Source organism: Luteibacter sp. NPDC104163 (assembly GCF_055584245.1).
This window is the reverse complement of the sequence record NZ_JBVJMK010000010.1, coordinates 95,899-120,876: the sequence shown is the minus strand read 5'-3', so window position 1 is coordinate 120,876 and position 24,978 is coordinate 95,899. Positions and strand designations below refer to the sequence as shown.

The 24,978-nt window shown below is 67.0% G+C and carries 21 protein-coding genes; 3 read left to right on the top strand and 18 right to left on the bottom strand.

Going from position 1 to position 24,978, the window contains the following annotated elements; genetic code table 11:
• Positions 1–69: 69 nt before the first annotated feature.
• From ACZ6YI_RS13860 to ACZ6YI_RS13805, 12 genes are all read right to left on the bottom strand, one after another.
• On the bottom strand, positions 70–981 hold the full coding sequence (locus ACZ6YI_RS13860) for a Dyp-type peroxidase (protein WP_465779175.1): 912 nt from the start codon (positions 979–981) through the stop codon (positions 70–72).
• A gap of 11 nt (positions 982–992) precedes the next feature.
• Positions 993–1,259 carry a hypothetical protein gene (locus tag ACZ6YI_RS13855; protein WP_465779174.1) on the bottom strand — a complete coding sequence of 89 codons (267 nt, stop codon included), beginning with the start codon at positions 1,257–1,259 and terminating at the stop codon, positions 993–995.
• A 135-nt stretch (positions 1,260–1,394) separates the two neighbouring features.
• The gene (locus ACZ6YI_RS13850) at positions 1,395–2,276 is read right to left on the bottom strand and encodes a hypothetical protein (RefSeq protein WP_465779173.1); all 882 of its coding nucleotides are present in this window, start codon (positions 2,274–2,276) and stop codon (positions 1,395–1,397) included.
• A 12-nt stretch (positions 2,277–2,288) separates the two neighbouring features.
• A complete protein-coding gene (locus ACZ6YI_RS13845; RefSeq protein WP_465779172.1) occupies positions 2,289–3,056 on the bottom strand; it encodes an SDR family oxidoreductase in 768 nt (255 codons plus the stop codon).
• A gap of 338 nt (positions 3,057–3,394) precedes the next feature.
• Complete coding sequence (locus ACZ6YI_RS13840; RefSeq protein WP_465779171.1) at positions 3,395–4,681, bottom strand: dicarboxylate/amino acid:cation symporter; 1,287 nt, start codon at positions 4,679–4,681, stop codon at positions 3,395–3,397.
• An 11-nt stretch (positions 4,682–4,692) separates the two neighbouring features.
• Positions 4,693–5,574 (bottom strand): amidohydrolase family protein, encoded by an 882-nt coding sequence (locus ACZ6YI_RS13835; RefSeq protein WP_465779170.1) that lies wholly within the window; start codon positions 5,572–5,574, stop codon positions 4,693–4,695.
• Positions 5,567–6,256: a 4-carboxy-4-hydroxy-2-oxoadipate aldolase/oxaloacetate decarboxylase gene (locus ACZ6YI_RS13830; RefSeq protein WP_465779225.1), complete on the bottom strand. Its 690-nt coding sequence runs from the start codon at positions 6,254–6,256 to the stop codon at positions 5,567–5,569. The genes ACZ6YI_RS13835 and ACZ6YI_RS13830 overlap by 8 nt, the downstream gene beginning before the upstream one ends.
• Positions 6,256–6,978, bottom strand: a complete 723-nt coding sequence (locus ACZ6YI_RS13825; protein ID WP_440328467.1) for a PIG-L deacetylase family protein — start codon at positions 6,976–6,978, stop codon at positions 6,256–6,258. The genes ACZ6YI_RS13830 and ACZ6YI_RS13825 overlap by 1 nt, the downstream gene beginning before the upstream one ends.
• 21 nt (positions 6,979–6,999) lie before the next feature.
• Positions 7,000–8,082 (bottom strand): 4-oxalomesaconate tautomerase, encoded by a 1,083-nt coding sequence (locus ACZ6YI_RS13820; RefSeq protein WP_465779169.1) that lies wholly within the window; start codon positions 8,080–8,082, stop codon positions 7,000–7,002.
• Between the two features lie 139 nt (positions 8,083–8,221).
• On the bottom strand, positions 8,222–9,136 hold the full coding sequence (locus ACZ6YI_RS13815) for a LysR substrate-binding domain-containing protein (RefSeq protein WP_440330146.1): 915 nt from the start codon (positions 9,134–9,136) through the stop codon (positions 8,222–8,224).
• A 28-nt stretch (positions 9,137–9,164) separates the two neighbouring features.
• Positions 9,165–10,514 carry a carbohydrate porin gene (locus ACZ6YI_RS13810; protein WP_465779168.1) on the bottom strand — a complete coding sequence of 450 codons (1,350 nt, stop codon included), beginning with the start codon at positions 10,512–10,514 and terminating at the stop codon, positions 9,165–9,167.
• A gap of 119 nt (positions 10,515–10,633) precedes the next feature.
• Complete coding sequence (locus ACZ6YI_RS13805) at positions 10,634–11,656, bottom strand: hypothetical protein (protein ID WP_465779167.1); 1,023 nt, start codon at positions 11,654–11,656, stop codon at positions 10,634–10,636.
• A gap of 168 nt (positions 11,657–11,824) precedes the next feature.
• On the opposite strand from ACZ6YI_RS13805, the gene ACZ6YI_RS13800 reads away from it, so the two are divergent.
• A complete protein-coding gene (locus ACZ6YI_RS13800) occupies positions 11,825–14,158 on the top strand; it encodes an FdhF/YdeP family oxidoreductase (RefSeq protein ID WP_465779166.1) in 2,334 nt (777 codons plus the stop codon).
• Complete coding sequence (fdhD, locus tag ACZ6YI_RS13795; protein ID WP_465779165.1) at positions 14,148–15,053, top strand: formate dehydrogenase accessory sulfurtransferase FdhD; 906 nt, start codon at positions 14,148–14,150, stop codon at positions 15,051–15,053. The genes ACZ6YI_RS13800 and fdhD overlap by 11 nt, the downstream gene beginning before the upstream one ends.
• A gap of 109 nt (positions 15,054–15,162) precedes the next feature.
• Here the strand turns inward: fdhD and ACZ6YI_RS13790 are convergent, their stop codons facing one another.
• From ACZ6YI_RS13790 to ACZ6YI_RS13770, 5 genes are all read right to left on the bottom strand, one after another.
• Positions 15,163–15,504: a hypothetical protein gene (locus ACZ6YI_RS13790; protein ID WP_465779164.1), complete on the bottom strand. Its 342-nt coding sequence runs from the start codon at positions 15,502–15,504 to the stop codon at positions 15,163–15,165.
• Positions 15,501–16,031: a molybdenum cofactor guanylyltransferase gene (mobA, locus tag ACZ6YI_RS13785; protein ID WP_465779163.1), complete on the bottom strand. Its 531-nt coding sequence runs from the start codon at positions 16,029–16,031 to the stop codon at positions 15,501–15,503. The genes ACZ6YI_RS13790 and mobA overlap by 4 nt, the downstream gene beginning before the upstream one ends.
• Entirely contained in the window at positions 16,028–17,224 is a 1,197-nt protein-coding gene (locus ACZ6YI_RS13780) for a molybdopterin molybdotransferase MoeA (protein ID WP_465779162.1), read from the bottom strand. Before ACZ6YI_RS13780 ends, mobA begins: the two co-directional genes overlap by 4 nt.
• Positions 17,225–17,304: 80 nt before the next feature.
• Complete coding sequence (fusA, locus tag ACZ6YI_RS13775; protein WP_465779161.1) at positions 17,305–19,371, bottom strand: elongation factor G; 2,067 nt, start codon at positions 19,369–19,371, stop codon at positions 17,305–17,307.
• A gap of 534 nt (positions 19,372–19,905) precedes the next feature.
• Positions 19,906–22,296: a membrane-bound PQQ-dependent dehydrogenase, glucose/quinate/shikimate family gene (locus ACZ6YI_RS13770; protein ID WP_465779160.1), complete on the bottom strand. Its 2,391-nt coding sequence runs from the start codon at positions 22,294–22,296 to the stop codon at positions 19,906–19,908.
• A 136-nt stretch (positions 22,297–22,432) separates the two neighbouring features.
• Between ACZ6YI_RS13770 and ACZ6YI_RS13765 the strand changes: the two genes are divergently transcribed.
• A complete protein-coding gene (locus ACZ6YI_RS13765; protein WP_465779159.1) occupies positions 22,433–23,413 on the top strand; it encodes an aldo/keto reductase in 981 nt (326 codons plus the stop codon).
• Between the two features lie 93 nt (positions 23,414–23,506).
• On the opposite strand, the gene ACZ6YI_RS13760 is transcribed toward ACZ6YI_RS13765, so the two are convergent.
• On the bottom strand, positions 23,507–24,781 hold the full coding sequence (locus ACZ6YI_RS13760) for a glycosyltransferase (RefSeq protein WP_465779158.1): 1,275 nt from the start codon (positions 24,779–24,781) through the stop codon (positions 23,507–23,509).
• Positions 24,782–24,978 lie beyond the last annotated feature (197 nt).

The following is a 24,978-nucleotide window of genomic DNA, read 5'->3' as shown; positions in this document are numbered from 1 at the left end:
GGGTGCGCGGCGGTACGACGTTAGCACCTATCGCCGCTGACGGCTCGCGGATGCGCCGCTGGCAGGCGCCTAAAGCGCCTCAAGGAACGTAGCCGACGGGACGAAGAACAACGTACCGGTCACCGCCGCGCTGAAATCGAGCAGGCGGTCGTAATTCCCCGGTGGGCTGCCGATGAACATGTTCACCAGCATGCGTTCGATCCGCGACGGGTGGCGGGCGTAGCCGATGAAGTACGTGCCGAATTCACCTTTGCCGACTTCGCCGAAGGGCATGTTGTCGCGAACGATCTTCAGCTCCCTGCCATCCTCTTCAATGGTCGTGAGCACGTTGTGCGCGTATGACGCCTTCGCACCGTCCTCCAGCTCCACGTCGGAGAGCTTGCGCCGGCCGATGATGATCTCCTGCCGTTCGACCGGCAACGCGTTCCAGGCGGCCATGTCGTGGAGGTACTTCTGCACGATCACATAGCTGCCACCGGTGAAGGCCGCGTCCTCGTCGCCGATCGTCGTTGCGCCTTCCGCCTCGGATCCGACGGGGTTCTCCGTGCCATCGACGAAACCGAGCAGGTCACGCTCGTCAAAGTATTTGAATCCATGCACTTCGTCCGCGGTGGTCACGTGCCGGCCGATCCGCTCCATCACCTGCGCTGCGAGTTCGAAGCAGAGGTCCATGTGCGTGGCGCGCACGTGGAACAGCAGGTCACCCGGCGTCGACGGTGCGTGGTGCGCCCCGCGAAGCTCGCGAAACGGATGGAGTCCCGCGGGTTTCGGTGTGCCGAATAAGCGGTCCCATGCCGCGGAGCCGACGCCCACGACGCACGAGAGGCGCCGCTCCGGGTGGCGGAAGCCGATGGCCCGGGCGAGCCCGGCCATGTCGCCACACAACGAGCGGACGGCCTGAACGGCCTCGTCATCCGTGTTCATCACCACGACCAGGAACAACGCCGCCTGGGTAAGCCGCGCGGTAACCGGCTGACTCATCACCGCATTCATCAGGGCTGCCAGCCGGTCATCCAGGCTTCAAACAGGGCGAGCTTGTCATCGCCCCACGGGTTGCCGCCGGGTGGCATGCGCGGTGTCTCGGTGCCCTTCAGGCGAGCCAGCACGTGCCGGGCGTTGGCGTGGTCCGCATAAACGGCATCACCCGCCGGGTTCGCCATGTAATCGAACTCGCGCAGCATCACGCCCATCCCACCCATGCAGCGGGCATCGCCGTCGGTAAACAGGGGGGCTATGTCTTTTTCGAAGGATTGGGTCATGGGGGGTCTTCTGGTCAGGGGTATGGAAAGGGGCAACAGGGGGTCGTGCCGCCCTTGGGCAGCTTTCGGGTCGATGGGGTCCAATCGCGCGCAAGCGCGCTCCCACAATGTCCGGGGAAGCGCGCTTAGGTGGGCCTACAGCACGCCGGTGGGGTAGCCGGAGAACCAGCGGGCGATGTTTTCCGCGTACAGGCGGATGGAGCGCTGGGCCTCGGGCGATCCTTCCAGCGCGTTGCCTGGGGGCTCGCTGACGAAGCTGGGTGCGCCCAGCGCCGGGTCCCAGTTGTAGTCGGCGAAGTGGTGGAAGGTGGATTCGGCCACGGCGGGGCCGTTACCGTCCCGGGGCTCGAACGCGACCGCGATGTTGAAGTCGCGGCCGCTGGCCTTGCTGCGACCGGTGGCGATGATGCGTGCGCTGCTATCGCCCTCGGGCTGGCCTACGGCGCCCTCGTGCGGATGCGAAGGGAGATAGCGAAGCACGCCACCCGGCGCCGAAGGGTCACGCAGTACAGGGTGTGGCGAGCCCGATACCGTGATCTCCTGGAAATCGCCGTTCGCACCCGAGTGGTAGTTCGGCCAACTGATGCTCGTGGTGATGGTGTCATCGCACTGGCAGCGCGACGGGTCGGGATCCGGGTGCTTCGTATGGAAGAAATGCGCGGCACCGATCCCGCCGAGCGTACACACGGAGCTGCCGAGATCCATGTGGTCGCGGGCGACCAGCACGCCCTTGCCCTGCTGGCGAAAACGGCCGATGGCCTCGCAGTCCTCAGGGGCCAGGCCGTTACCGACATCGACGGCGAACAGCCAGAGCTGATCGTAATCGGAGGCGTCCAGCGTGGACATCACGCTGTCCGGAGCGCCGATGGGGTCGCGATCGCGGGCCGTCACCTCGTAGAGGCGCTCACCGTTATCGCCGCGCATGCCTTCCAGTGTGTCGCGCAGCAGGCTGAAACGCCCGATGTGCCAGTCATCCGCATCGAACGGAATCGTGGTCTGCATGAGGATACGTTTCATCACCTGCTCTCCTTACCAGTTCGCTTTCGCATATTCGGAATCACGCAGCCATGCTTCGAAGCCCACCGGACAACGGTGCGCCGCCTCGCACGGTACCAGCGAGCGCTCCTCGAGCACCGCGCCAAAGTATGGCGCGCGTTCGTCGATGACCACCTCGACCGGTGACTCGAGCCCGCTGAGGAACCGCTGCACGATGTCCGACATGCGCTCGAGTTCGGGACCCGCCATCTCCAGCGTCGCGTTGCGCGGCGGATTCACGGCGATCCGCGCCAGCGCCTCCGCCACGTCGGTGGAAGCAACCGGCTGAATGTACGCCGGGGAGAGCCGCAGGGCTTGGTCGGAAACACCACCCGCTTCCACGATCGCAAGCAGGAATTCGTAGAACTGCGTCGCGTGCAGGATGGTATAGGGTATGCCCGAGGCCCGAATCAGGTCCTCGGCAGCAGCCTTGCCGCGGAAATACGGGCTGTGGCGCAGCCGGTCGGTGCCGACGACCGAGATCGATACATGGTGCCCGACGCCCGCCCGAGCCTCGGCATCCAGCAGGTTGCGCGCCGCCAGCGCGAAGAACTCATACGAGGGCTCGCCGTAGGGCGCTTCCGAGTTGCTGGCATCCACGACCACGTCAGCGCCGGCGAGCACCTCGTCCAGGCCGACTCCCGTGACGACGTTCACCCCGGTCGCGCGCGATGCCGCGACGGCTTCGTGGCCGTCCGCCCGAAGCACGTCCACGATTTGCCGACCCACCAGGCCGGTCCCACCGATGACAACGATCTTCATGGGCCACCTCCGCCGGATACCAGGTCCAGGCTGAAAGCGTAGGCCGCCGCACGCACCCGGGCTAGGCCCTGCCGGGTACACATCGCGTTGCACGCGAAGCGACAATTTGCGGGACGCTCAACTGTTGCCCAGGAGAGGCGTCGGATGCAGGCGTTGCGCCGCAACGGGTCGCGCCGCGACCTGCGACGGTGGCTTGTAGAAACCGCTTCTCATTGGTGCGGCCGCCACAACAGCGCCGGGTGCGGCCATTGCCTTCCCTGTGGGAGCGCGCTTGCGCGCGATGGGCCTTGCGGCCAGATCCATCGCGCGCAAGCGCGCTCCCACAAGGGCACAAGGGGCTACGCTTTTTTCAGGGCGGCCGCCAGCTTCGTTCGGTCCAGTTCCTTCTCCCACGCGCAGACCACGATCGCCGCCACGCCATTGCCAACGAGGTTGGTCATGGCGAGGCCCGTACCGAGGAAGCGGTGGATGCCGAGGATAAGCACCATGCCGGCCACCGGCACCACGGGTACGACGCTGAGGGTTGAGGCGAGCATCACGAGCGCGGCGCCGGCGACGCCGGAGGCACCCTTCGAGGTCAGCATGCCGACGATGGCGACGGTGATCTGCTGTTCCAGGGTCAGGTCGACGTTGAGAGCCTGGGCGATGAAGAGGATCGCCATGGTCAGGTAGATGTTGGTGCCATCGAGGTTGAACGAGTAGCCCGTCGGCACGACGAGACCGACGGTCTCCTTCGGGCAGCCAGCCTCCTCCATCTTGCGCATCAGCGGCGCCAGCACGACCTCGGACGAGGAGGTGCCAAGGACGATCAGGAGTTCATCCTTGATGTACCCGCAGAAGCGAATGATGCTGAAACCGCACAGCCGGCCGACGATGCCCAGGATCAGCACGACGAAGATGATGCAGACGAGGTAGAAGCTGCCGATCAGCTCCATCAGCGGCACGAGCGCCACCACGCCGTACTTGCCGATCGTGAAGGCGATCGCGCCGAACGCGCCGATCGACGACACCGCGGTGATGTAGTGGACGATCTTGAAGAACACCTGTGCACCGGCTTCGATCACGTCGTAGACCGGCTTGCCGCGCTCGCCGACCGATGCAAGGGCGCAGCCGAAAAGAACGGAGATCAGCAGGATCGACAGCACGTCGCCCTTGGCGAACGCATTGACGAAGGTCGTGGGAATGATGCTGAGCAGGAAGTCGATCGACTCGATGTTGTGGCCCTGCGCCACGAACGATGCGACCTCGTTCGACTTCAGCGTCGACGGGTCGACGTTGAAGCCCGTGCCCGGGTGGAAGATGTGCCCGGCGACGAGGCCGAAGAACAGCGCGATGGTCGAGATGATCTCGAAGTACAGCAGTGCCTTTCCACCGACGCGGCCGACCTTGCGCATGTCGCGCATGCCGGCGATGCCGGTGACGACCGTACAGAAGATGATCGGCCCGATCACCATCCGGATCAGTGCGATGAACGCGTCGCCGAACGGCTTCATCGCCACGGCATAGCGTGGCGAGAGGTAACCGAGGATGACGCCGAGGACCACCGCCACCAGCACCTGCACATAGAGCTGGCGATAGAACGGCTTGCGCGGGCGCGCTGGCGGGAGGGCGGTGGTATCGGGCATGGTCACGCTCGTCAGGTGAAGTCGTAGAGGCGGGCGGGGTTATCCACGAGCAGGCGGTGGCGCAGCGCCTCATCGGGGCAGAAACGGAACATCAGGTCGACGAGGCCGCCGTCGTTCGGCATGTCTTTGGAGATATTGGGATGGGGGAAGTCCGTACCCCAGAGCACGCGATCCGGCGCGGCCTCGATCAGGGCCTGGGCGAACGGGATCGCATCATCGAACGGACGCTTGCCCACCGAGACACGCTCGGCACCGCAGACCTTCACCCACGCGAGCGGATTGTCGCGCATCAGCGCCAGCAGCAGGCGGAACGGTTCCTGTTCAACCCCCTTCGCGGCCTGCACGCGGCCCATGTGATCGATGATGAAGGGCACGCGGATCTTCGCCAGGACGTCCTGGAGTTCCACGATGTCCTGGGCATCCAGGTGCAGCACGACGTGCCAGCCCATCTCGGCCACGCGATCCAGCACGCGCCAGAACACCTGCATGTCCGGGCGGCCGCCGAGGTGCTGCACGAAGTTGAAGCGCACGGCACGCACGCCGCCATCGTTCAGGGCAACCAGGCCCTTCTCGTCGATGCCGTCGTCGACGATGGCGACGCCTTTGTAGCGACCGTTACTGCGGGCGATCGCGTCGAGCATCGCCGTGTTGTCGGTGCCGTGGCAGCTCGCCTGCACGATCACGCCACGGTCGAAGCCGAGGAAATCATGCAGGGCCACGAGGTGCTCGTACGGTGCATCCGGCGGCGTGTAGCTGCGGTCGGGTGCATAGGGGAAGCGATCCGCCGGGCCGAAGACGTGGCAGTGTGCGTCGCACGATAGCGGGGGCATCGCCTGCACCGGTTTCGTCGGGTTCGGGTCCGGCGGCAGGCAGCTCTTGAGCGGGTTATTCATTCGGCAGGTCGTCCACATAGCGCAGGCCGGCTTCCGCCAGGCGCGGGCGCATATCGTAAATATCCAGGCCAAGCTCGCCCGCCGCAAGGCGTTCGCGCTTGGCTTCTTCGTTGAGCACGCGCTTGCGTGAAGCGGCGATGGCGGCCTCCACCGAGGCATGCGGCACCACCACGACGCCGTCATCGTCGGCGACGATCGCATCACCGGCCTTCACCAGTTGCCCGCCGATCACCACCGGCACGTTCACCGAGCCGAGCGTGGCTTTGACCGTGCCGCGTGCATGCACCGCCCGCGCCCACACGGGGAAACCCATGCGGCGCAGCTCCGCGCTGTCACGCACGCCGGCATCGATCACCAGGCCGGCGACGCCGCGCGCCATGAGCGAGGTGGCCAGCAGGTCGCCGAACATGCCGTCGGTGTTCTCGGTGGTGCAGGCCACGACCAGCACATCGCCGGGGCGGCACTGCTCGACGGCCACGTGCAGCATCCAGTTATCGCCCGGCTGGGCCAGCACCGTGACCGCGGAACCCGCGATGGCGCGGTCCTGCTGGATCGGCTGGATGGGCGGCAGGAACAGGCCTGTGCGACCTTGCGCCTCGTGCACGGTGGCGACGCCCATGGAGGCCAGCGTCTCCGCCTGCTCGGGCGTGATCGAGGGCCGGTTGCGGACGACGACGCCCATCATGCCAGCGTGCCCTGGGTGACATGCGGGAACACACGCTGGAAGGCTTCGGCGTACTTGATCTTGAAATCGGAGTTACGCGTCGCCTGCGCGCCACGCTGCAGGCCAACCCGGGTGTAGTACTCCCACAGGTGCTCCTGCGCGCGCATGGTTTCGAACGCGGCCTGCTTCTTCTCCCACACCGACGAGATATCGAGGAACAGCTCCGGCTTCCACTCGCACTGCTCCGGCTGGTGCGGTTCGAACAGGTACACCGGCGGGGCACCGATCACCGGCACCTCCGGGTCGTGTCCGTGGGCCTGCGCAACCACGCGGGCTTCCTGCGCTACGTGCGTGGCAAGCGGATGATCGAAGTTGTACGGATCTTTCAGCGAATGGCTGAGCACGAATGACGGGCGCAGCTCGCGGTAGATCTTCGCCAGATGGAAGACAACATCCAGGTCGGCGCGCATCGGGTAGTCGCCGATATCCAGGAATTCGACGCTGGCGCCGAGGATGCCGGCGGCTTCCTCGGCCTCGGCGCGCCGGTCCGTCTTCACCTTCGCCATGGTCATGCCCGGCTGGCGCCAGAGCTTCGCGGATTCACCGCGCTCGCCGAACGACAGGCAGACGATGTGCACCTTCCAGCCCTGCGCGGCGTGCAGCGCGATCGCGCCGCCCGCGCGCCAGACGAAGTCGGCGGAATGGGCGCTGACGACCAGCGCGGTCTTGTTCTCGGACATGGGGATCTCCGTGGGGAATGTTCAGCCGGCGGGGCCGGACCAGATCGAAGGGGAAACCGGCACCGTGCCGCGCATGAGCAGCCGCGCGGTGCGCAGGAGGGCGGCGCGGACGACACGGCCGTTATCGAGGCCGAGCTCCACGCTGAATTCGCCCGTGGGGTGTTCGATCGACAGCGTGCGCGCATCGCCCTGCCCGGCCTCGGCGAAAGCCGCAGCGACGGTGCCCGGCATGACCGCGGCGGTGGCGACGGTCACCGCGCCAAGGACGCCGATCGAGGTGTGGCAGTCGTGCGGGATGAAGGTGCGCGTGCCCAGCGCGCCGCCATGCCGCGGCTTCGATAGCAGGGTGATCTTTGGCACCGGCTTGCCGGCGACATCGCCGAGGTTCATCAGCGGGCCGGCCTTCAGGCGCAGCGCTTCGATGCGCGCCTTCAGCGCGGTGTTCGCATCGAGGTCCACGGGACTTTCGTCGCCGTTGATGCCGAGATCGGACGCGGCGACCAGCATCACCGGCATGCCGTTATCGATCAGCGTGACCTCCACGCCATCGATCGTGTCGCGCAGGTTGCCTGTCGGCAGCAACGAACCCGCGAGCGAACCTTCGGTATCGAGGAAGCCACAGGTGACCGGCGCAGCGGGACGCGGTACGCCATCGATGTGGGCGTCACCGTCGTACAACGGGCAGCCGCCGGGTGTCTGGATGGTGATCTCGGCGATGACACCCGTGTTGACGGTGCGCACGCGGCGGGTCGTCGTCCCGTCATCTGCGACGATCAGCCCGGCTTCGATCGCGGCGGGCAGCGCGGCGGCCAGCATGTTGCCGCAGTTGGGCGTGGTGTCGACCTTCGCCTCGCCGATGCCTACCTGGCCGAACAGGAAATCGAGATCGGCCGTGCCGTCGATGGGCACCGAGAGGATCCCGGTCTTGCTGGTCAGCGATTTCGCGCCACCCAGGCCATCGATCTGGCGCTCGTCCGGCGAGCCCATCGCGGCGAGGATGACGGCGTCGCGCGTAGCCGTGTCAGCGGGGAGATCGGCGGCACGGAAGAATGGCCCCTTCGAGGTGCCTCCGCGCATGTACCAGCAGGGGATTTCGTGCGACATCGGGTTTGCGTCACGTCGGGCCGGGAACAGCCTCGATGGTCCTCACCCCGGCCACCCCGAACAACGCGAAACACCGCCTTTCTGATATGCACGAATTGCATGTCTTTGCTTACCACATGCAAATGTTGCATTGCACAAGCTACAGCCTGGCGTCGAGCCGGCCTTCCGCGATCAGTTCGTCGACGATCTCGAGCGCCTTCTCCGTGATGGCGCTGGTAGGCCGCTGGGTCGGGGTGGCCACCACCAGGCGCGTGGTGATCTGCGGCATGACGATGGGTACCGCGTGCAGGTGGTGCTCCCCGCGCCGGCTCAGCAAGGCATTGCGCGAGAGCACGCCGTAGCCGACGCCGCGTTCGACCAGGTCGAGCAGCGAACGCACGGAATCGATTTCCAGGCGGATATCCAGCGCGACACCGTAGCGCGCCGCATCCGCCTCGATCAGCTGGCGCACGGAATGCAGGGGCGACGGGATGATCAGCGGATACTGGCCCAACGTGGCCAGCGGTACCGTTTCCGGCAGCGTGCGGCCATCGCGTGTCGTAGCGATGAGGTTGAGCTCTTCGGAATGCACATGGCGGAAACGCATGTTCGCATTCACCGCCGGGTTGTACAGCAGCGCGCAATCCAGGCGGCCCAGCTGTAGCCATTCGAGCAGGCTGGCGCTCAGCGCTTCGACCACGCTGATCTGCGCCTGCGGGTAGCGTTCGCGAAAACGCATGACGAGTTCGACCGTCAGCGCCGAGCCCACGCTTGGCGGCAGCCCGATCGCCAGCTTGCCTGCGTACACGCCGCGGCTCTGGCCCAGCGAAAGCCGTGCCACTTCCACCTGGCGGAGGATGCCGCGGCCGTGCTCCACGAGCTCGCGGCCGGCATCGGTAGGCACCACGCCACGCCCGTTGCGTTCGAGCAGGTGGGTGCCCAGCTCGATCTCCAGCTGGCGCACCTGCCGGCTGAGCAGCGATTGCGAGACGTCGAGCGTCGCCGCGGCGCGCGTGAGGCTGCCGAACTCGACGATGCGGATGAAACTCTGCAGGTGTTTCAGGTCCAAGGTCACGGGACGGGTAGCCTTTGGTGGGCCTAGCTTACTGGCTCCCGGGCCCACCCATGTTCACCATGACGCGCAGGCCGACGACGATGGCGTTGGCCGGCACCTTGCGCACGCCGACGGTGTTGCCGAGGACATCCGGATGGACGATGTACTGCAGGTTCGGCACCAGGCTCACCACCGGGAAGAGCTTGTAGCTGTAGTTGAGCTCGGTCATCAGCTCGTCGCGCTTGAAGTGGCCTTCGCCCTTGTTCTTCGCGACCAGGTCGTCCTCGAAGCCCACGGCCTTGCGGCTGAAGCGGAACCAGGTGGCCTGGAAACCCAGCGAATCCGTGGGACGTGCACGGCTGAGGCCGGTCCACAGCAGGCCGGCGGTGGATTGCAGCGTGTAGTTCTCCGCGTTGTCGAGCGGGCCGGTGGCCGAAGCGAAAACCGCAAGGTTGCGCGTGTTGCTGTTCGGGTCGGGTTTCCACACGACCTTGTCGGCGAGCACGTAGAGACCGTAGCGGCCGCCGTCGTAATTGCGCGCGGTGCCGCCGACGAGGCCGCGATGCTGGCCCTTGCTGTTGAGCTCGGGATCGGTGAACGGCGCGGAGTTGTACCAGCCGCCGATCTTCAGGTGCTTCGGATACGGATCCGTGGCGAAGCTGGTTTCATAACCAATCTCCACCGGGATCATCACGCCGGTCGCGTTGTTCAGGCCCCAGTTGAGGCCGTTGTTGTTGCGGCGTTCCGGGTTGATCTCAAAGGCGCCGATCGACACGTAACGCGCGTCGGGCTGGTATTTCACCCGCGCGCCCCAGTTCACGTACGGAAAGCCACTGAAGCCGCCCGAGGTGTTCGTAAGCTGGTACGGGCAGTCCGGCGCGCTGACGAAGCGGCAGCCGTACGTGGAACGCGCGAACTGCCACGTGGCGTTCATGCGGCCGGCCAGGACGTTGATGTGGCTGTCCTTGAACTGCTGTTCCCAGGTCAGCTGGGCCAGTTCCCACTGGCGTTTCGGGTACCAGTAGCCCTGGATCTTCTGGAGCACGCCGATATCGTCGGCGGCGACGCTGTGGCCGTAATAGCGCGCGAACGTGATGTGCATCTTGCCGCCCTCGATCCCGGCGAGCTTGCCCATGTCGAGATCGGCGCCGCCAACCGCGCCGCCGCCGTTCGTGGCGCCGAGGCGTTCTCCGCCGCGCACGCTGGCTGCCCAGTCATTTGCCCAGACGAAGCGGAGTGAAATGCCCTCGTCACGGAGCTTGTCGACCGGGCCGCCCGCGTCCTTCGGCTTCGCCGGCGTGGTCTGGCTCGGTTGTTCCGCGTCGGGCGTGGTCTGGGCCGCGGCGTGGCCAGCGGCCAGTGCGGCAATGAAGGCGAACGTGAAACGGCGAAGCGTCATGTGCATGGGTCCCCGGTGCCGGTGAATCGGCGAAAGCGGGGGCGATGCTGGCCCGCGGGAACCTGCGGGAACAACGCGATGCGCAACCTATCAGGTATGCATGTTCTGCATGTTTGCGCTTACGCCATGCATTTTGTGCATTGCACAATGGCTTGCTGAGCCGCGATGGCGGCGCTCACGTCCTCAGGGAGACCCAGCGTGCCGTAGCGCAACACATACGCATCGAGGGTCGCACGGAAGCCCTCTTCGGCCGACCAACGCTCCGGACGGGGCGCTTCCGGCGCCTGTTCGCCATGCAACCGGGACAGCAACGCGGCACATTCACCGCGGTAACCGAGCGCAAGGAAGCTCGCCGCGGCGCGGCTCACGTCGCCCGACGGCGCGGGTGTGAAGCCGGCCATGCCCGGCACTTCGGCCAGGTAGGCGTCCTCGCAGAACGACAGCTTGAGCGCCAGGGCTTCGCGAAGGCGCTGGTCGAAATCCTCACCCTTGTAGCGGCAGCGGTCGCTCCACCACGTCCAGTAGTGGATGGTCTCGCCGAGCGCGTGCAGCGCCTCGGCAGCCAATGCCGGCCCACCCTGGACCGGGGCCTCACTGATGACGAAGGCGACGCTTTCGCCCGCGGCGAGGCGGACATGGGCGGCGACGACTTCGGCACCCGCACCCAGTGGGCGCGAGCAGGCCAGGTGCCAGCCATCCGCTGCCTGCGCCTCGCACTTCCCCGCGCTAGCGAGTGGCGCGGCGCACACAAGGCGGAACGAGGCTTCGCCTTCCGTGCAGGCGATGATGCGGACAAAGCGCCCCGCGGCCACGGCTTCCGCCTGGTCCGCGCGGCCCTCCGCCACGGCCATGAAATCGACGACGCGCAGCTCGGCGCCATCAGCGTGGCCCACGGTCTCGAGGACGTTGGTACCCGGGACATACGCACTTACCCAGTCCACCGCGCCGTCCATCTGCACGCTCAGCAATGCCCGCTCCGGATGCGAGGAGCGCAACAGGCCGGCGCGCCGATCCAGCGCCAGCCAGGCCAGCGCCGCATCTTCGGTGACCCGCCCGTGGCCGCGCATGTCGCCAATGGCGAGGCCGCGCGGGGCCGGGGCGTATGCGGGCACGGCCGCAAGCCGGGACTGTGGCATGGACATACAAAGCTTCCGTGGCGCCTGGGGAGGGACGCCGAGCGGCGCGGAGGTTGGGGGTTGGGGCGCAAAATCGGCGTGAATCTTTCGTTCGATGCTTACGCGTTTGTTTAATTCGACCCTGCCCTGCGGCGTAGAATGGCGCCAGGCCAGAACTTCTTGCGAATCAGACCCATGAGCGACACCCGCGTCCCCGGCATCGATGACTACGACGGCCCTGCCGGTGGCTGGGGAGCGCTGGGGGCGGTGGCCCGTGCGCTGAGCGGCCAGATGGCGATCGCGCGCGAGTCCATCGCGCTGCACAAGGTGAACCAGCCCCACGGCTTCGACTGCCCGGGCTGCGCGTGGCCCGACCCGAAGGAAACCTCGTCGTTCGAGTTCTGCGAGAACGGCGCCAAGGCCGTCTCGTGGGAGGCCACCGCCAAGCGCGTGCGGCCCGAGTTCTTCGCGAAGAACACGGTGGCCGAACTCTGGAACCTCAGCGATTACACGCTCGAGGGCCTGGGCCGCCTGACCCACCCCATGGCCTACGACGCCGCCACGGATACCTTCCAGCCGGTGGCGTGGGAGGAGGCCTTCCGTCGTATCGGTGCCGCGTTACGCGCGCTGCCCGACCCGAACATGGCCGAGTTCTACACCTCAGGTCGTGCATCGAACGAAGCGGCATTCCTTTACCAGCTGTTCGTGCGTGAGTACGGCACCAACAACTTCCCCGACTGCTCCAACATGTGCCACGAGGCCACCAGCGTCGGCCTGCCGAAGTCGGTCGGCTCGGGCAAGGGCACGGTGCTGCTCGAGGATTTCGACCACTGCGACGCCATCTTCTGCATCGGCCACAACCCGGGCACGAACCACCCGCGCATGCTCTCCACGCTGCGCGAAGCCTCGCTGCGCGGCGTGCCGATCGTGGTCCTGAACCCGATGCCCGAGCGGGGGCTGGAGCGCTTCACCTCGCCGCAGCACCCCGCTGAAATGCTCACGGGTAAATCGGTGCGCATTGCCTCCACCTATTACAAGGTGAAGATCGGCGGCGACGTCGCCGTGCTGAAGGGCATGATGAAGTACCTGGTGGAAGAGGACGCGACCGCACGCGGTGCAGGCCTCCCGCCCGTGATCGACCATGCGTTCATCGCGGAGAACACCGAAGGATTCGAGGCGCTGGTGGCGGATGTCACCGCCACGCAGTGGGGCGACATCGAGCGGGTTAGCGGGCTCAGCCGCGGCGAGATCGAGTACGCCGCGTCGATCTACGCGAAAGCGAAAGCCGTCATCGTTTGCTATGGCATGGGCATCACCCAGCACCAGCATGGCACCGAGAACGTCCAGCAGATCGCGAACCTGCTGCTCATGCGCGGCAACATCGGCCGCAAGGGTGCGGGCATCTGCCCCTTGCGCGGGCACAGCAACGTGCAGGGCGACCGCACGGTCGGCATCACCGAGAAGCCGAACGCGGAACTCAATGAAGGCATCCGCCGTGCCTACGGCTTCGAGCCACCCGCGGAGCACGGCCACGATGCGGTGGCCTCGCTGCTGGCGATCCGCGATGGCCGCTCGAAGGCGATGATCGCGCTGGGCGGCAACCTGGCCGTCGCCATGCCGGATACCGAAGAGACCTTCGCAGCCATGCGCAAGCTCGACCTGGCCGTGCACGTGGCGACCAAGCTCAACCGTTCGCACCTGCTGCTGGCGAAGGAATCGTTCATCCTGCCCTGCCTGGGCCGCACCGAACTCGATGTGCAGGCGACGGGACCGCAGGCCGTCACCGTCGAGGATTCCATGTCGATGGTGCATGCCTCCGCTGGCACGCTTACGCCCGCTTCGGAACACCTGCGCTCCGAACCGTGGATCGTGGCCGGCATCGCGAAAGCCGCCCTGCCCGCCACGCGCGTCGACTGGGATGCGCTGGTCGGCGATTACAACCTGATCCGCGACGACATCGAAAAGGTCTTCCCGATCTTTTACGACTTCAACAAGCGGGTGAACGTGCCGGGTGGCTTCCGCCTGCGCGTCGCGGCGAGTGAGCGCGACTGGGCGACGCCGAGCAGGAAGGCGCAGTTCCTCCTGGCGCGCGGGCTCGACGAGGATGACCGTGTCGAGCAAGGCGGGCTGATGCTCACCACGATCCGCTCGCATGACCAGTACAACACCACCATCTACGGCCTGAACGATCGCTACCGTGGCGTCACCGGCCGCCGCGATGTCGTGTTCATGCATGCGGCCGATCTCGCGGCACGCGGCCTGAAGCATGGCGATCGCATCGATATCTTTGCCACGGGTCGCAACATCGCCGATGGCCGCCAGCGCGCCGTGCGCGGCTTTACCGCCATCGCTTACGACATCGCCGAGGGTTCGGTGGCCATGTATTACCCGGAAGGCAACGCGCTTATCTCGCTCGAGAATCACGACAGCCACTCGGGCACGCCGACGTACAAATCGGTGCCGGTACGCATCGTCCCTTCCACCGAACCGGCCGCACCGCGCCGAAAGAAGGCTACCCATGCGGCATGACCTGACCCCGCCCGCCGGCAGCGCGCGCCGCACCGTCACGCGCTACGAGCGCGGCCGTGCCACCGAGGACCAGGACCGGCTCGCGGAAGAGGTGCCGGTGGCGCTGCATTTCGACGGGAAGCCCTTCGCGGTGATGATGGCTTCGCCGGTCGACCTGGAGGATTTCGCCCGCGGGTTCGCGTTGACCGAGAACCGGGTGGAGGACGTACGGGATATCGAGTCGATCGAAGTGCACGAGGTGCTGGAAGGCATCACGATCGATGTGCGCACGCGTCTCGCCGTTCCCACGGCGGTCATGGAGGCGGCGACGGTGGGCGCCGACGTAGCGCTGGCCGGGGCGCAGGTGACGACTGGCGACACGATCGAAGCCGGCCCGGCGCTGGGCACGCGTGAGATGCCCGGACGCAGCGGCTGCGGCATCTGCGGCACGCGGGAGCTGGAGGACGTGATCCGCCGCCCGCGACCGGTGGCGGCTGGTAGCAACGTCGCTCCCGATGCGATCGAACGCGCGCTGGAAGCATTGCGCGCGGAGCAGCCTATCAACGCGTTCACCGGGTCGGTCCATGCAGCCGCCTGGGCGCGCGCCGATGGTTCGCTGATGGTGGTGCGCGAAGACGTGGGCCGGCATAACGCGCTGGATAAGCTGATCGGGGCGATGACCCGCCGCGGTATCGACCCACGGGAAGGCTTCGCCGTCATCACCAGCCGCGCGAGCTATGAGATGGTGACGAAGGCTGCGATCGGCGAGATCACCGTCCTGGTCGCGATTTCCGCGCCCACCGCCCTCGCGGTGACGCTCGCGGCCGATTGCGGGCTCACGCTGGTCGGGTTTGCGCGACCTGGCCGCTTCAACGTTTATAGCCGGCCGGAGCGCATTCAGAACCCGCGCATCTGACCCGCTTTTGTCGGCCCCGCTCTTGTGGGAGCGCGCTTGCGCGCGATGCGGGTTCGCGGCAACACCCATCGCGTGCAAGCACGCTCCCACAACAACGGGAGCGTGGCGGTCAGGCGTTGCGACGGCGCTTGAGGCTGTCCTTCACGTCGACATCGAACAACACCGTCGTGGCCACCGTATCGTGGCCGGGGATGTCGAAGACCAGGCCGTCCTTGCTCGGCAGGCGCGCCTGCAGTTCGAGCAGCTGCGCTCGCGGAACCTCCAGGCGCCATTCGTGCGCATTGCCATCGAGTGAGCAATGCACGGCGTTCGTCGCGTCGATGGCATAGCGCATGGTGAAGGCGCGGCCGAACGCCGTGGACCCGAGCAGCGCGACATCGCCCAGCAATTCGGCGAGTTCGTCCTCATCGATGCGCACGCGGATGGTGTCGTTTTCCAGTTGCACTCTCATGGGTTCGCCTCGCGCCATTCGTCGGGGGTGTTGCAGTTGGACAGCGCCAGGGGCGTGGTGCCGCCGAGCGACAGTGTGGCGACGCCGATGCGCGCCTGCAATGCGGAGACCGAGCAGGCGCGGCCATCGAGTTCGACCAGCTCGGCCAGTGTTGCGCGCGTCATAGCATCCAGCATGAGGCGCATCGGCAACGGATGCCCTGCCCAGCGGGTGGCGCGCATGCGACGTTCGTCGCGCAGGCGCATGAGGGTTGGCGCGTCCACGTGTGGCATATCCACCGGTACGATCAGCAGCTCGCCGTCCTCGACGGCCGCTGCGACGCTGGCGATACCGCCGATCGGGCCTTTCTCGATCCAGCGATCGGCGATGCCACCGTGCGCCGCGCCGCTCACGACGACCTCGCCGGCACCAGCGTCGACGAGGACCTCGCGGGTGCGTTCGAGCAGCGTGCGGCCGCCGATGCGCAGCATGGCCTTGTCTTCGCCCATGCGCGATGAGCGGCCGCCGGCGAGGATCACGCCGATCACGGCGCGAGCACCGGATCGAGCGGCCACGCATCCACGACTTCACCGAAGGCGCTATCCGCCGTCAGCCATGCATTGGCTTCGGTGAAGGGCACGATGCGGTAAGCCGCCTGGTTGCGCTGCACACGCGCCACTTGGCGGCCTTCCTCGTCGGCTTCGAGGCGGCCGAGGGCGAAGTGATGCAGGCCGGGGCGTGTCTCGTGGCCTTCGACAAGACGAACACGCGTGGGGGTTTCAGCGCGCAGCCCTGCCATGCCGCGCAGTGCCGGCGCGACGAAGAAACGATGGCCGACGGCGACGGCAATGGGGTTGCCCGGCAGGCCGAGCACCAGCGGGCCGCCATCGAAGCGCGCGGCGAGGATCGGCTTGCCGGGACGGATCGCGACCTTGTGGAACAGCTCGCGCGCGCCCATCGCCGCCAGGGCCGTGGGCACGAAGTCGAAACGTCCCGCCGAGACGGCTCCCGTGGTCACGATGAGGTCGGCGCCCGCCACGCGTGCCTCTTCCACCGCAAGGCGGAAGGCATCGCCGGTATCCGGGACGCGGCGGCGCATGAGGAGCACGACACCCCACGAACCCAGCATCGCTTCGAGGAAGGGGCCGTTCGAATCGTGGATGCCACCCTCGGGCAATGGGCCGCTGGCGTGCAGTTCGCTGCCGGTGTTGATAATCGCGACGCGTGGAAGGCGAGCCACCTCCACCGCATCGACGCCGAGCGCGGCGAGCAGCATGATCGCCGCGGCATCGATGCGCCGGCCCGCGGCCAGCGCCGCACTGCCGCGCATGATGTCGCCACCCGCGAGCCGGATGTTCTGGCCGCGCTTCTCTTCCTGGAGCAGGCGGACGCGATCGCCTTCGCGCTCGCAACGTTCGACGGGGACCACCGTGTCGAACCCATCCGGCACGCGTGCGCCGGTGGCGATCTCGCAAGCTTCGCCGCCGGGGAAAGCCGTGGTGCCATCGCCCGCCGCCTGCATGCCGGCGACCGTGAATGCCGTGTCCGCCGGAATCGGGCCTCCACCCTGGCGGATAGCGAAGCCGTCCATCGCGGCGTTATCGAATGACGGAAGCGCCAGCGGGCTCGTCACCGGCCCGGCGAGGATCCGCCCCATGGACAACGAAAGGCCCACCCGCTCGTTGCCGAGCGGGCGGGCCTCCTTCATCAGAACAGCAAGGGCTTCGGCATAGGTAAGCATTCACCAAGCCTAACCCGTGGGAGCGCGCTTGCGCGCAATCGCGCGCAAGCGCGCTCCCACAAGGGCACTGCCACACCCGGTCAGGCCTGCTTACGGGCCTCCTGCACCGCCGCCGGGCGGTAGGCGTGGAACGCCACCGTGGCTGCGGCGCGGCCCTGGCTCAGGCTGCGCAGGGCGGTGCTGTACCCGTCGAGCTGGGCCAGCGGCACGTCGGCTTCGATCTCCGTGCGTTCCTGTTTGTCGGTCAGGTTCACGATCTGGCCGCCGCGGCGCTGCAGGTCGCCCAGCACATCGCCCACCGCCACGCCCGGCGCGGTCACGGAGACGCGCATCACCGGCTCGAGCAGCACGGTGCCGGTCGCCTCCAGGGCAGCCTTCACCGCGATCTGCGCGGCACGATGGAACGCGCCTTCGTTCGAGTCCACGGCGTGCGCCTGGCCATCGAGCACGAGCACTTCCGCACCGACCACCGGGAAGCCACGCGGGCCTTCCAGCAACGCCTGCTCCGCGCCCTTCTGCACCGCCGGCTGGAACTGCTTCGGGATCACGCCACCCGTGGTGCGATCCTCGTAGCAGTTCGCATCGCCTTCCACCGGCGATACCGAGAGCACGACGCGCGCGTACTGGCCGCTGCCACCGGTCTGCTTGGCGAGCTTGCCTTCGATCGGGCCCGACGGCCTTGCCGGCGTTTCCTGGTAAGCCACGCGCGGCGAACCCGTGCGCACCTGCACGCCCCATTCGCGGCGCAGGCGTTCCACCATCACTTCCAGGTGGAGTTCGCCCATGCCCCAGACGAGGGTCTCGCCCGTCTCCGGGTCGGTACTGACGCGGAAGGACGGATCCTCCTGCGCCAGGCGCGCCAGGCCATTGCCGAGCTTGAGCAGGTCCGCCGAGCGTTCCGGCGACAGCCGCCACGACAGCACCGCAGGCTGCGCCTGGATGGTCTCGAGGCGCAGTTCGTGATGCGGGTCGGCCAGCGTTTCGCCGGTCGCCACGTCCTTCCAGCCCATGATCGCCACGATGTCACCCGCCTCCGCGGTATCCACGGCCTCGGTATCGTCAGCGCGGACCACGGCGAGGCGCCCGATGCGCTGCGTGCGATCGGTACCACTGCGCCATACCGCGTCACCCACGTTCAACCGGCCTGCGTACAGGCGGATGAAAGCGAGCGGCCCATGCGACTGGTTGACCACCTTGAAGACCAGCGCGGCGAGCGGCGCGTTCGCATCCGGCGCCACCTGCACATCGCCCTTGTCGGTATGCGCGACCACGGACGGACGATCCACCGGCGACGGCAGATAAGCCACGAACGCATCAAGCAGCGGCTCGATGCCCACGTTACGGAACGCCGAACCCGGCAGCACCGGCTGGCCGATGCCCGCGAGCGTGCCGCGGCGCAGTGCCGCCGTCAGCGTAACCGCATCGATCGGCTGCTCGGCGAGCCAGAGCTCGGCCAGCGCCTCGTCCTTGTCAGCCACCGCAGCCACCAGCTCCGCGCGTGCGTTCGCATGCATGGCGCGCTCGGCGTCGGTCCACGGCGTGATGCTGGGCGTACCCTTCTCATCGAACAGCCACGTGCGCTCGCCGACCAGGTCGTAGAGGCCCACGATGTGTTCGCCTTCGATCACCGGTTGCGCCACGACCCATGGGTTCGCACCGAGCTTCTCGCGCATCTGCACCAGCGTCGCGTCGAAGTCCGCGCCAGGGCGGTCCATCTTGTTGACGAACGCCATCAGCGGCACGCCATGCCGGCGCGCCTGGTGCCACACGGTTTCGGATTGCGGCTGCACGCCGGCGACGCCGGAGAAGACCACCACGGCGCCATCGAGCACGCGCAGCGAACGTTCCACCTCGATCGCGAAATCGATGTGCCCCGGGGTGTCGATCAGGGTCAGCCGATGCGGCAGGCCACCTTCCGGCGTCCAGTTGGCGCGCACGGCCGCGGCGCCGATCGTGATGCCACGTTCGCGCTCGAGTTCCATGTGGTCGGTGGTGGTCGCGCCATCGTGCACCTCACCGGTGCGATGGATCGTGCCGGTCTTGTAGAGGAGGCGCTCGGTGAGCGTGGTTTTACCAGCGTCGACATGGGCGATGATGCCGAGGTTGCGCCAACGGCCGACGGGGATGGTGGTATCGCGGGTACTCATGGTTGAACAGTTCCAATCAGGGCGCCAGGGGCTCGACAAGATGTCCTTCGAGCGAGGCATTCCCCGAGGCTTAACCGTCGCCCCTGGCGTGGGTGGGACGGATCAGGATCGGGGATCGCGGCAGTTCTTCATGGCACGGTGCTCCGGCAAGGGCTTGGAAATTCGGGTTTGGGGAAATCGGGGCCAAAAAAAAGCACCCTTCCGGGTGCTTTTCGTGAAGCGGTTCGAGGCCGGCGCCGTTACGGCGTAAGGCCTGCCACAAGGCGCGCGCACCCGCGACGCGCCCGTGGGGGCATCGTTGGCAGGTGGATCAATGCGTGCTTGCAGGCAAACATGGCGGCTCTCGGTGAATTGGGGGCGGATCGTACGCCTGGGCCCAGCGGGCTGCAAGCGGCTGGACCCTAAGGTAGGGGCGCCGTGCGGCCTTTCAAGGGTCAGCCCCGTCGGGGGACATCGTGTGGGAGTGAGCTTGCGAACGAGGCTCTTCCGCGGCCTATCGCTCGCAAGCTCACTCCCACAGGCCCAGGGCGAGGGCTAGGGCAACGTATAGGCCACCACGTAATCGCCGGACTTCGTACCCAGGCCGCTGTGCCCGCCGGCGGCGATGACGACGTATTGCTTGCCATTCACGGAATACGACATGGGGTTGGCCTGGCCTCCGGCGGGGAGGCGCGCCTTCCACAGCACGTCGCCGGTGCCTTCATCGATGGCGCGCAGGTAGTTGTCCGCGGTGGCACCGATGAAGACCAGGCCGCCGCGCGTGGTCATGTTGCCACCGATGTTGAAGATGCCGGTGGGGAGCGGCGCATTGAAGTGCGTACCGAACGGACCGGTGTCGCGCGTGGTACCGAGCGGGTGTTCCCACACGAGCTTGTGCGTGACGAGATCGATGGCCGCGATGGTGCCCCACGGCGGCGGGTTGCACGGCACGCCGAGCGGGTTCAGCCACGGATGCACCTTGCCAACGTACGGCGTGCCGTACTGCGGCGCGAGCCCGCCGCCCACTTTCGGCTCATTGCCGGAACCATCCCACGGCTTCACCAGGCCCTTCTTCTCCGCCGGCTCGCGCGGCGCGAGGCTGATGATGAAGGGGATGTAGTTCGCGTTGGCGATGATGAGCTTGTTGTACGGATCGATGGAGGCGCCGTGCCAGTCGATCACGCCATCGAATGCCGGGTACACGATGGTGTCCTTCAGCTGCGGCGGCGTGAACTGGCCCTTGTAGACCGCCTTGCGGAATTCGATGCGGCACATCAGCTGGTCGAACGGCGTGGCGCCCCACATCTGCTCTTCCGTGAGGTCCTTCGGCGTCAGCGACGGCATGCCGGTGGAATACGGCTGCGTCGCCGAGAGATGGTCGCCGGGTACACCGTCCTGCGATACCGGCTTTTCGGTCACTTCAGTCACCGGCTTGCCCGTCTCGCGGTTGAGCACGAAGAACTCGCCACGCTTGGTCGTCTGCACCAGCGCGGGAATGGTCGGGCCGCCATCGGTACCAGGAAGATCGACCAGCGAAGGCCCCACGGGCACATCCATGTCCCACACGTCGTGGTGGGTGTTCTGGTAGACCCACTTCGGTTCGCCCGTCGTGATGTCGAGCGCGACGGTCGAGCTTGAGTACTTCTCGTCAAACGGACGGCGGTGGCCACCGAAGTAATCCGGCGTGGCGTTACCCATCGGCAGGTAGACCATGCCGAGGTCGGGATCCGCCGTGTACACGCCCCACGCATTGGGCGTCCCGCGGGTGAGCTGGTCATCCGGTCCCGGCGTCCAGTTCTGCGGATCGTGCCCGATGTCCCACGCCCACACGAGCTTGCCCGACATCGGATCGAACGCGCGCACGGCGCCCGACGGTTCGCCTTCGGCCTGGTTGTCGTAGACCCAGCCGCCAAGGATGACGCGGTCCTTCAACACCATGGGCGGCGACGTCACGAAGTGGAATCCCGCTGGCACGTGACCGAGATACTGCGTGAGCGAGATGAAACCGTGCTCGCCGAAATCTTCGCACGGCTTGCCGGTATCGGCGTTGAGGGCCATCACGCGTGCATCGAGCACGGGCGCAATGATGCGGCGGGGGCAATCCGTCTGCGTACCCGCCGGCGCTTCGTAGTAAGCCACGCCACGGCATGCGAGGTAGACGTCGGCGTCGGTGTTTGCCTTCGGGTCGTACGACCATTTCTTCTGGCCGGTCGCGGCATCGAACGCGACGACCCAGCTATGGCCCGTGCACACGTACAGCGTGTCGTTGACCTTGATCGGCGTGTTCTCGAAATTGAACTCATGGCCCGCGTCGGTGCCACCCTGGTCTTCACCGGGGCGCATGGTGTCGCCGGTCTGCGCGGTCCAGGCGACCTTGAGGTTCTTTACGTTGCCGGCATTGATCTGGTCCAGCGGCGAGAAGCGGTCACCCTTCGGCGTGCGCCCGTAGAACTGCCAGTCACCGTCAGGTACCGAGGCGTCGGCACCATCGGCGATGTTCCGCGCCTCGGCATGGCCGCGCGTGCCGACCGGCTGCATGAAGCCGGCGATACCCACAACCAAAGCGACCACCAGGGCGAAGGCGACCGCGACGCTGCCGGCGCGTGCCGGATAGATGCCGCGGCGTACCCAAGGCATGAGCAACCACAGCGCCCCGACCACGGGCACGAGCAACCGCGGCTCCAGCCACCAGCCCTTCAGCCCGACTTCGTACAGAGCCCAGCCGGTGGTGCCGAGCAGGACCACCGCGTACAGCCACAACGCCGCGGGCGACCCGCGCACGAGCAACACGCCCGTGACGAGGATCGCGAGGCCCGCGACCAGGTAATACAACGACCCGCCGAGGACCGTGAGCCAAAGACCACCGGCGGCGAGGAAAAGACCAAGCAACGCGAAGACCACGCCGCTGATGCGCGGGGGCCTGCGTGACGAATACGTGGATGACATGGGGGTTTCTCCGAGATGACGCGCGGCTCGAATGCGTCGGCCCGGTCGCGCTATCCTTAAAAGATAGACATCGCAGGTATATGTGCCGTGTACATCGTGCGCGGCCTCCACAGCAAACCCCATGCGGAGTGTCCCCATGCAGTACGTGAAACTCGGCAAGACCGGCCTCGAGATCTCCCCGGTGATCCTTGGTTGCATGACCTACGGCGATCCAGACCGCGGCAACCATGCGTGGACGCTCGATGAAACGCAGAGCCGTCCCTTCCTGCGCAAGGCGCTGGACCTGGGCATCAACACGTTCGACACGGCGAACGCCTATTCCGATGGCACCTCGGAGGAGATCGTCGGCCGCGCCCTGAAAGATTTTGCGAGGCGCGACGAAGTGGTTATCGCCACCAAGACGTTCTTCCGCTGGCACAAGGGCCCGAACGGCGGCGGCCTCTCGCGCAAGGCCATCTTCCATTCGGTGGATGACTCGCTGGCTCGGCTCGGCACGGACTACATCGACCTGCTGCAGATCCACCGCTTCGATGCCACCACGCCGATCGAGGAAACGCTCGAAGCGCTGCATGACGTCGTGAAGGCAGGCAAGGCACGCTACATCGGCGCGTCATCCATGCATGCGTGGCAGTTCGCGAAGATGGTCTACACTTCGCGCCTGCACGGCTGGACCGAGTTCGTGAGCATGCAGGACCATTACAACCTGATCCAGCGTGAGGAAGAACGCGAGATGATCCCGTTCTGCCAGGACCAGGGCATCGCGGTGATTCCGTGGAGCCCGCTGGCACGCGGCCGCCTGACCCGTGACTGGGAAGAGAGCAGCGCGCGCCAGGAGAAGGATGTTTTCGGCGGCACGCTGTATAACGCGACGGAAGATGCCGACCGCGCCATAGTGGCGGCGGTGAAGAAGATCGCCGAGACGCGCGGCGTGCCGCGTGCGCAGGTTGCGCTGGCCTGGGTCGCGCAGCGGCCGGGCATCACGGCACCGATTGTCGGCGCTTCGAAGCCGCATCACCTGACCGATGCGGTGGCGGCACTCGAACTCAACCTGACCGCCGACGAGATGAAGGCGCTGGAAGAAGCGTACACACCGCGCGCCATCGCCGGATTCGAATAACGCCGACATCCTGTGGGAGTGAGCTTGCGAACGATGCTCTTTCGCGAGGCCATCGTTCGCAAGCTCACTCCCACAAATGGACGCCCTGGGAAGCTACGGCAGCAGGCGGCTTTCGATGGCGTCGGCGGCGATCCTGGCGCCGTGTTCTTCCCGCAGCGCACAGCCGATCGCTTCGGCGCGAGCGCAAACGGCCGGGTCATTCAACAGGGTCTTGAGCTTCGCCGCCGCGCGGTGTGCGTTATAGCGTCCGGCGGGTAGCACGTCGCCCGTGCCGAGACGCTTTACCCGCGCCGCATTGTCCGGCTGGTCGAAACCATGCGGCACGACCAGCGCGGGGCGACCCGCGCGCAAGGCTTCCTGCGTGGTGCCGATGCCGCCGTGGTGGATCACGGCGCAGGCCCGTGCAAACAGGGCACCGTGCGATGCGTAGTCAATCGCGAGCATGTCATCCGAGAGGTCGCCGAGCCGTTCGCGCAGCTCCGGCGAGCCGGTGAGCAGCACCGCGCGGCGACCGAGCATGCGTGCCGCCGCGATGCTTTCACGCAGGAAGCCCTCGCCCGCGTGCACGGCGGCCGAGCCGAGTGTGAACACGAGCGGCGGCTCACCGGCGGCCAACCAATGCGACAACGCCGGGTCGAGCACATCAGCCGCAGGCAGGTAGCGGCACTGGCCGGTCAGCAACGTGCCAGGCGGCGCGTCCTCCGGGAGGGCTCCCAATAACGGGGAATACATCGCCAGCACGCCATCGCGACCGTGCTGCCCCCGATGGAACGGGTCGCCGTTTGGTCCGGTAGGCGCCAGGCCGAGCGATCGCCGGAACGTGCGGACGTTCGAGGTCCATGGCCGTGTTACGGCTTCGACAAGACGCACGAGCCAGCGTGCGCGCGACGGTTTCCGGCCCAGCCACCGATCCAGCCTGCCAAGGCCGGTTGCCGGCGGATCGAACGGCGAAAGAAAGACCGACGGCGACAGTACCGCCGAGAACCAGGCAAGCGGCAGCGTCTCGCCGAGGATCTGCCCGGCGAACGCAAGCGTCGTTGTCACCAGGGCATCGGCTTCGGTGCAGAAGGTTTTCAGGGTGTGGTAGCTCGCGGCCACGTCGGCCGCCGACAGGTCGCGCACGACGAAGCGCGGTCCGCGCCACGGGTGGAAGGCCCGGGCCGCGAAGGCCGCCTTGTCCTCTGGCTCGGCGATCCCGCTGGCCATGACGAATTCGAGTCCGGCATCGAGCACGGCCTCCCGGTGGATCGCATGGGCGCCCACCGTCACCCGGTGCCCCCGGGCGGCCAGCTCACGGCCCACGGCCAGCAGCGGGAACAGGTCCCCCTGCGATCCCACGGTCGCGAACACGATGTGCCGTTCCGCCATGCCTGCCTCCCAACCCGCCAGGCCCCCATCCTCGCGCATTTCGACCCCGGCGTTCCGTGGGGGCGGGTTGCCGTCCCGGCTGGCCAGGCCGTTGTGGGAGCGGGGGGGGGCGGCGGGGGGGGCCCCCCCCCCCCCCACCCCCCCCCCCCCCCCCCCCCCACACCCCCGCGCCCCGGGGGGGAATTGGAAGAAAAAAT

Coding starts and splice junctions, on each gene's coding strand:
- ACZ6YI_RS13835 (WP_465779170.1), bottom strand. CDS start 5,574: ATGAATAACCCGCTCAAGAGCTGCCTGCCGCCGGACCCGAACCCGACG.
- ACZ6YI_RS13820 (WP_465779169.1), bottom strand. CDS start 8,082: ATGTCGCACGAAATCCCCTGCTGGTACATGCGCGGAGGCACCTCGAAG.
- ACZ6YI_RS13860 (WP_465779175.1), bottom strand. CDS start 981: ATGAGTCAGCCGGTTACCGCGCGGCTTACCCAGGCGGCGTTGTTCCTG.
- ACZ6YI_RS13855 (WP_465779174.1), bottom strand. CDS start 1,259: ATGACCCAATCCTTCGAAAAAGACATAGCCCCCCTGTTTACCGACGGC.
- ACZ6YI_RS13845 (WP_465779172.1), bottom strand. CDS start 3,056: ATGAAGATCGTTGTCATCGGTGGGACCGGCCTGGTGGGTCGGCAAATC.
- ACZ6YI_RS13780 (WP_465779162.1), bottom strand. CDS start 17,224: ATGCTTACCTATGCCGAAGCCCTTGCTGTTCTGATGAAGGAGGCCCGC.
- ACZ6YI_RS13760 (WP_465779158.1), bottom strand. CDS start 24,781: ATGGCGGAACGGCACATCGTGTTCGCGACCGTGGGATCGCAGGGGGAC.
- fusA (WP_465779161.1), bottom strand. CDS start 19,371: ATGAGTACCCGCGATACCACCATCCCCGTCGGCCGTTGGCGCAACCTC.
- ACZ6YI_RS13790 (WP_465779164.1), bottom strand. CDS start 15,504: ATGAGAGTGCAACTGGAAAACGACACCATCCGCGTGCGCATCGATGAG.
- ACZ6YI_RS13830 (WP_465779225.1), bottom strand. CDS start 6,256: ATGGGCGTCGTCGTCCGCAACCGGCCCTCGATCACGCCCGAGCAGGCG.
- ACZ6YI_RS13765 (WP_465779159.1), top strand. CDS start 22,433: ATGCAGTACGTGAAACTCGGCAAGACCGGCCTCGAGATCTCCCCGGTG.
- ACZ6YI_RS13805 (WP_465779167.1), bottom strand. CDS start 11,656: ATGTCCATGCCACAGTCCCGGCTTGCGGCCGTGCCCGCATACGCCCCG.
- fdhD (WP_465779165.1), top strand. CDS start 14,148: ATGCGGCATGACCTGACCCCGCCCGCCGGCAGCGCGCGCCGCACCGTC.
- ACZ6YI_RS13770 (WP_465779160.1), bottom strand. CDS start 22,296: ATGTCATCCACGTATTCGTCACGCAGGCCCCCGCGCATCAGCGGCGTG.
- ACZ6YI_RS13850 (WP_465779173.1), bottom strand. CDS start 2,276: ATGAAACGTATCCTCATGCAGACCACGATTCCGTTCGATGCGGATGAC.
- ACZ6YI_RS13840 (WP_465779171.1), bottom strand. CDS start 4,681: ATGCCCGATACCACCGCCCTCCCGCCAGCGCGCCCGCGCAAGCCGTTC.
- ACZ6YI_RS13825 (WP_440328467.1), bottom strand. CDS start 6,978: ATGTCCGAGAACAAGACCGCGCTGGTCGTCAGCGCCCATTCCGCCGAC.
- ACZ6YI_RS13810 (WP_465779168.1), bottom strand. CDS start 10,514: ATGACGCTTCGCCGTTTCACGTTCGCCTTCATTGCCGCACTGGCCGCT.
- ACZ6YI_RS13800 (WP_465779166.1), top strand. CDS start 11,825: ATGAGCGACACCCGCGTCCCCGGCATCGATGACTACGACGGCCCTGCC.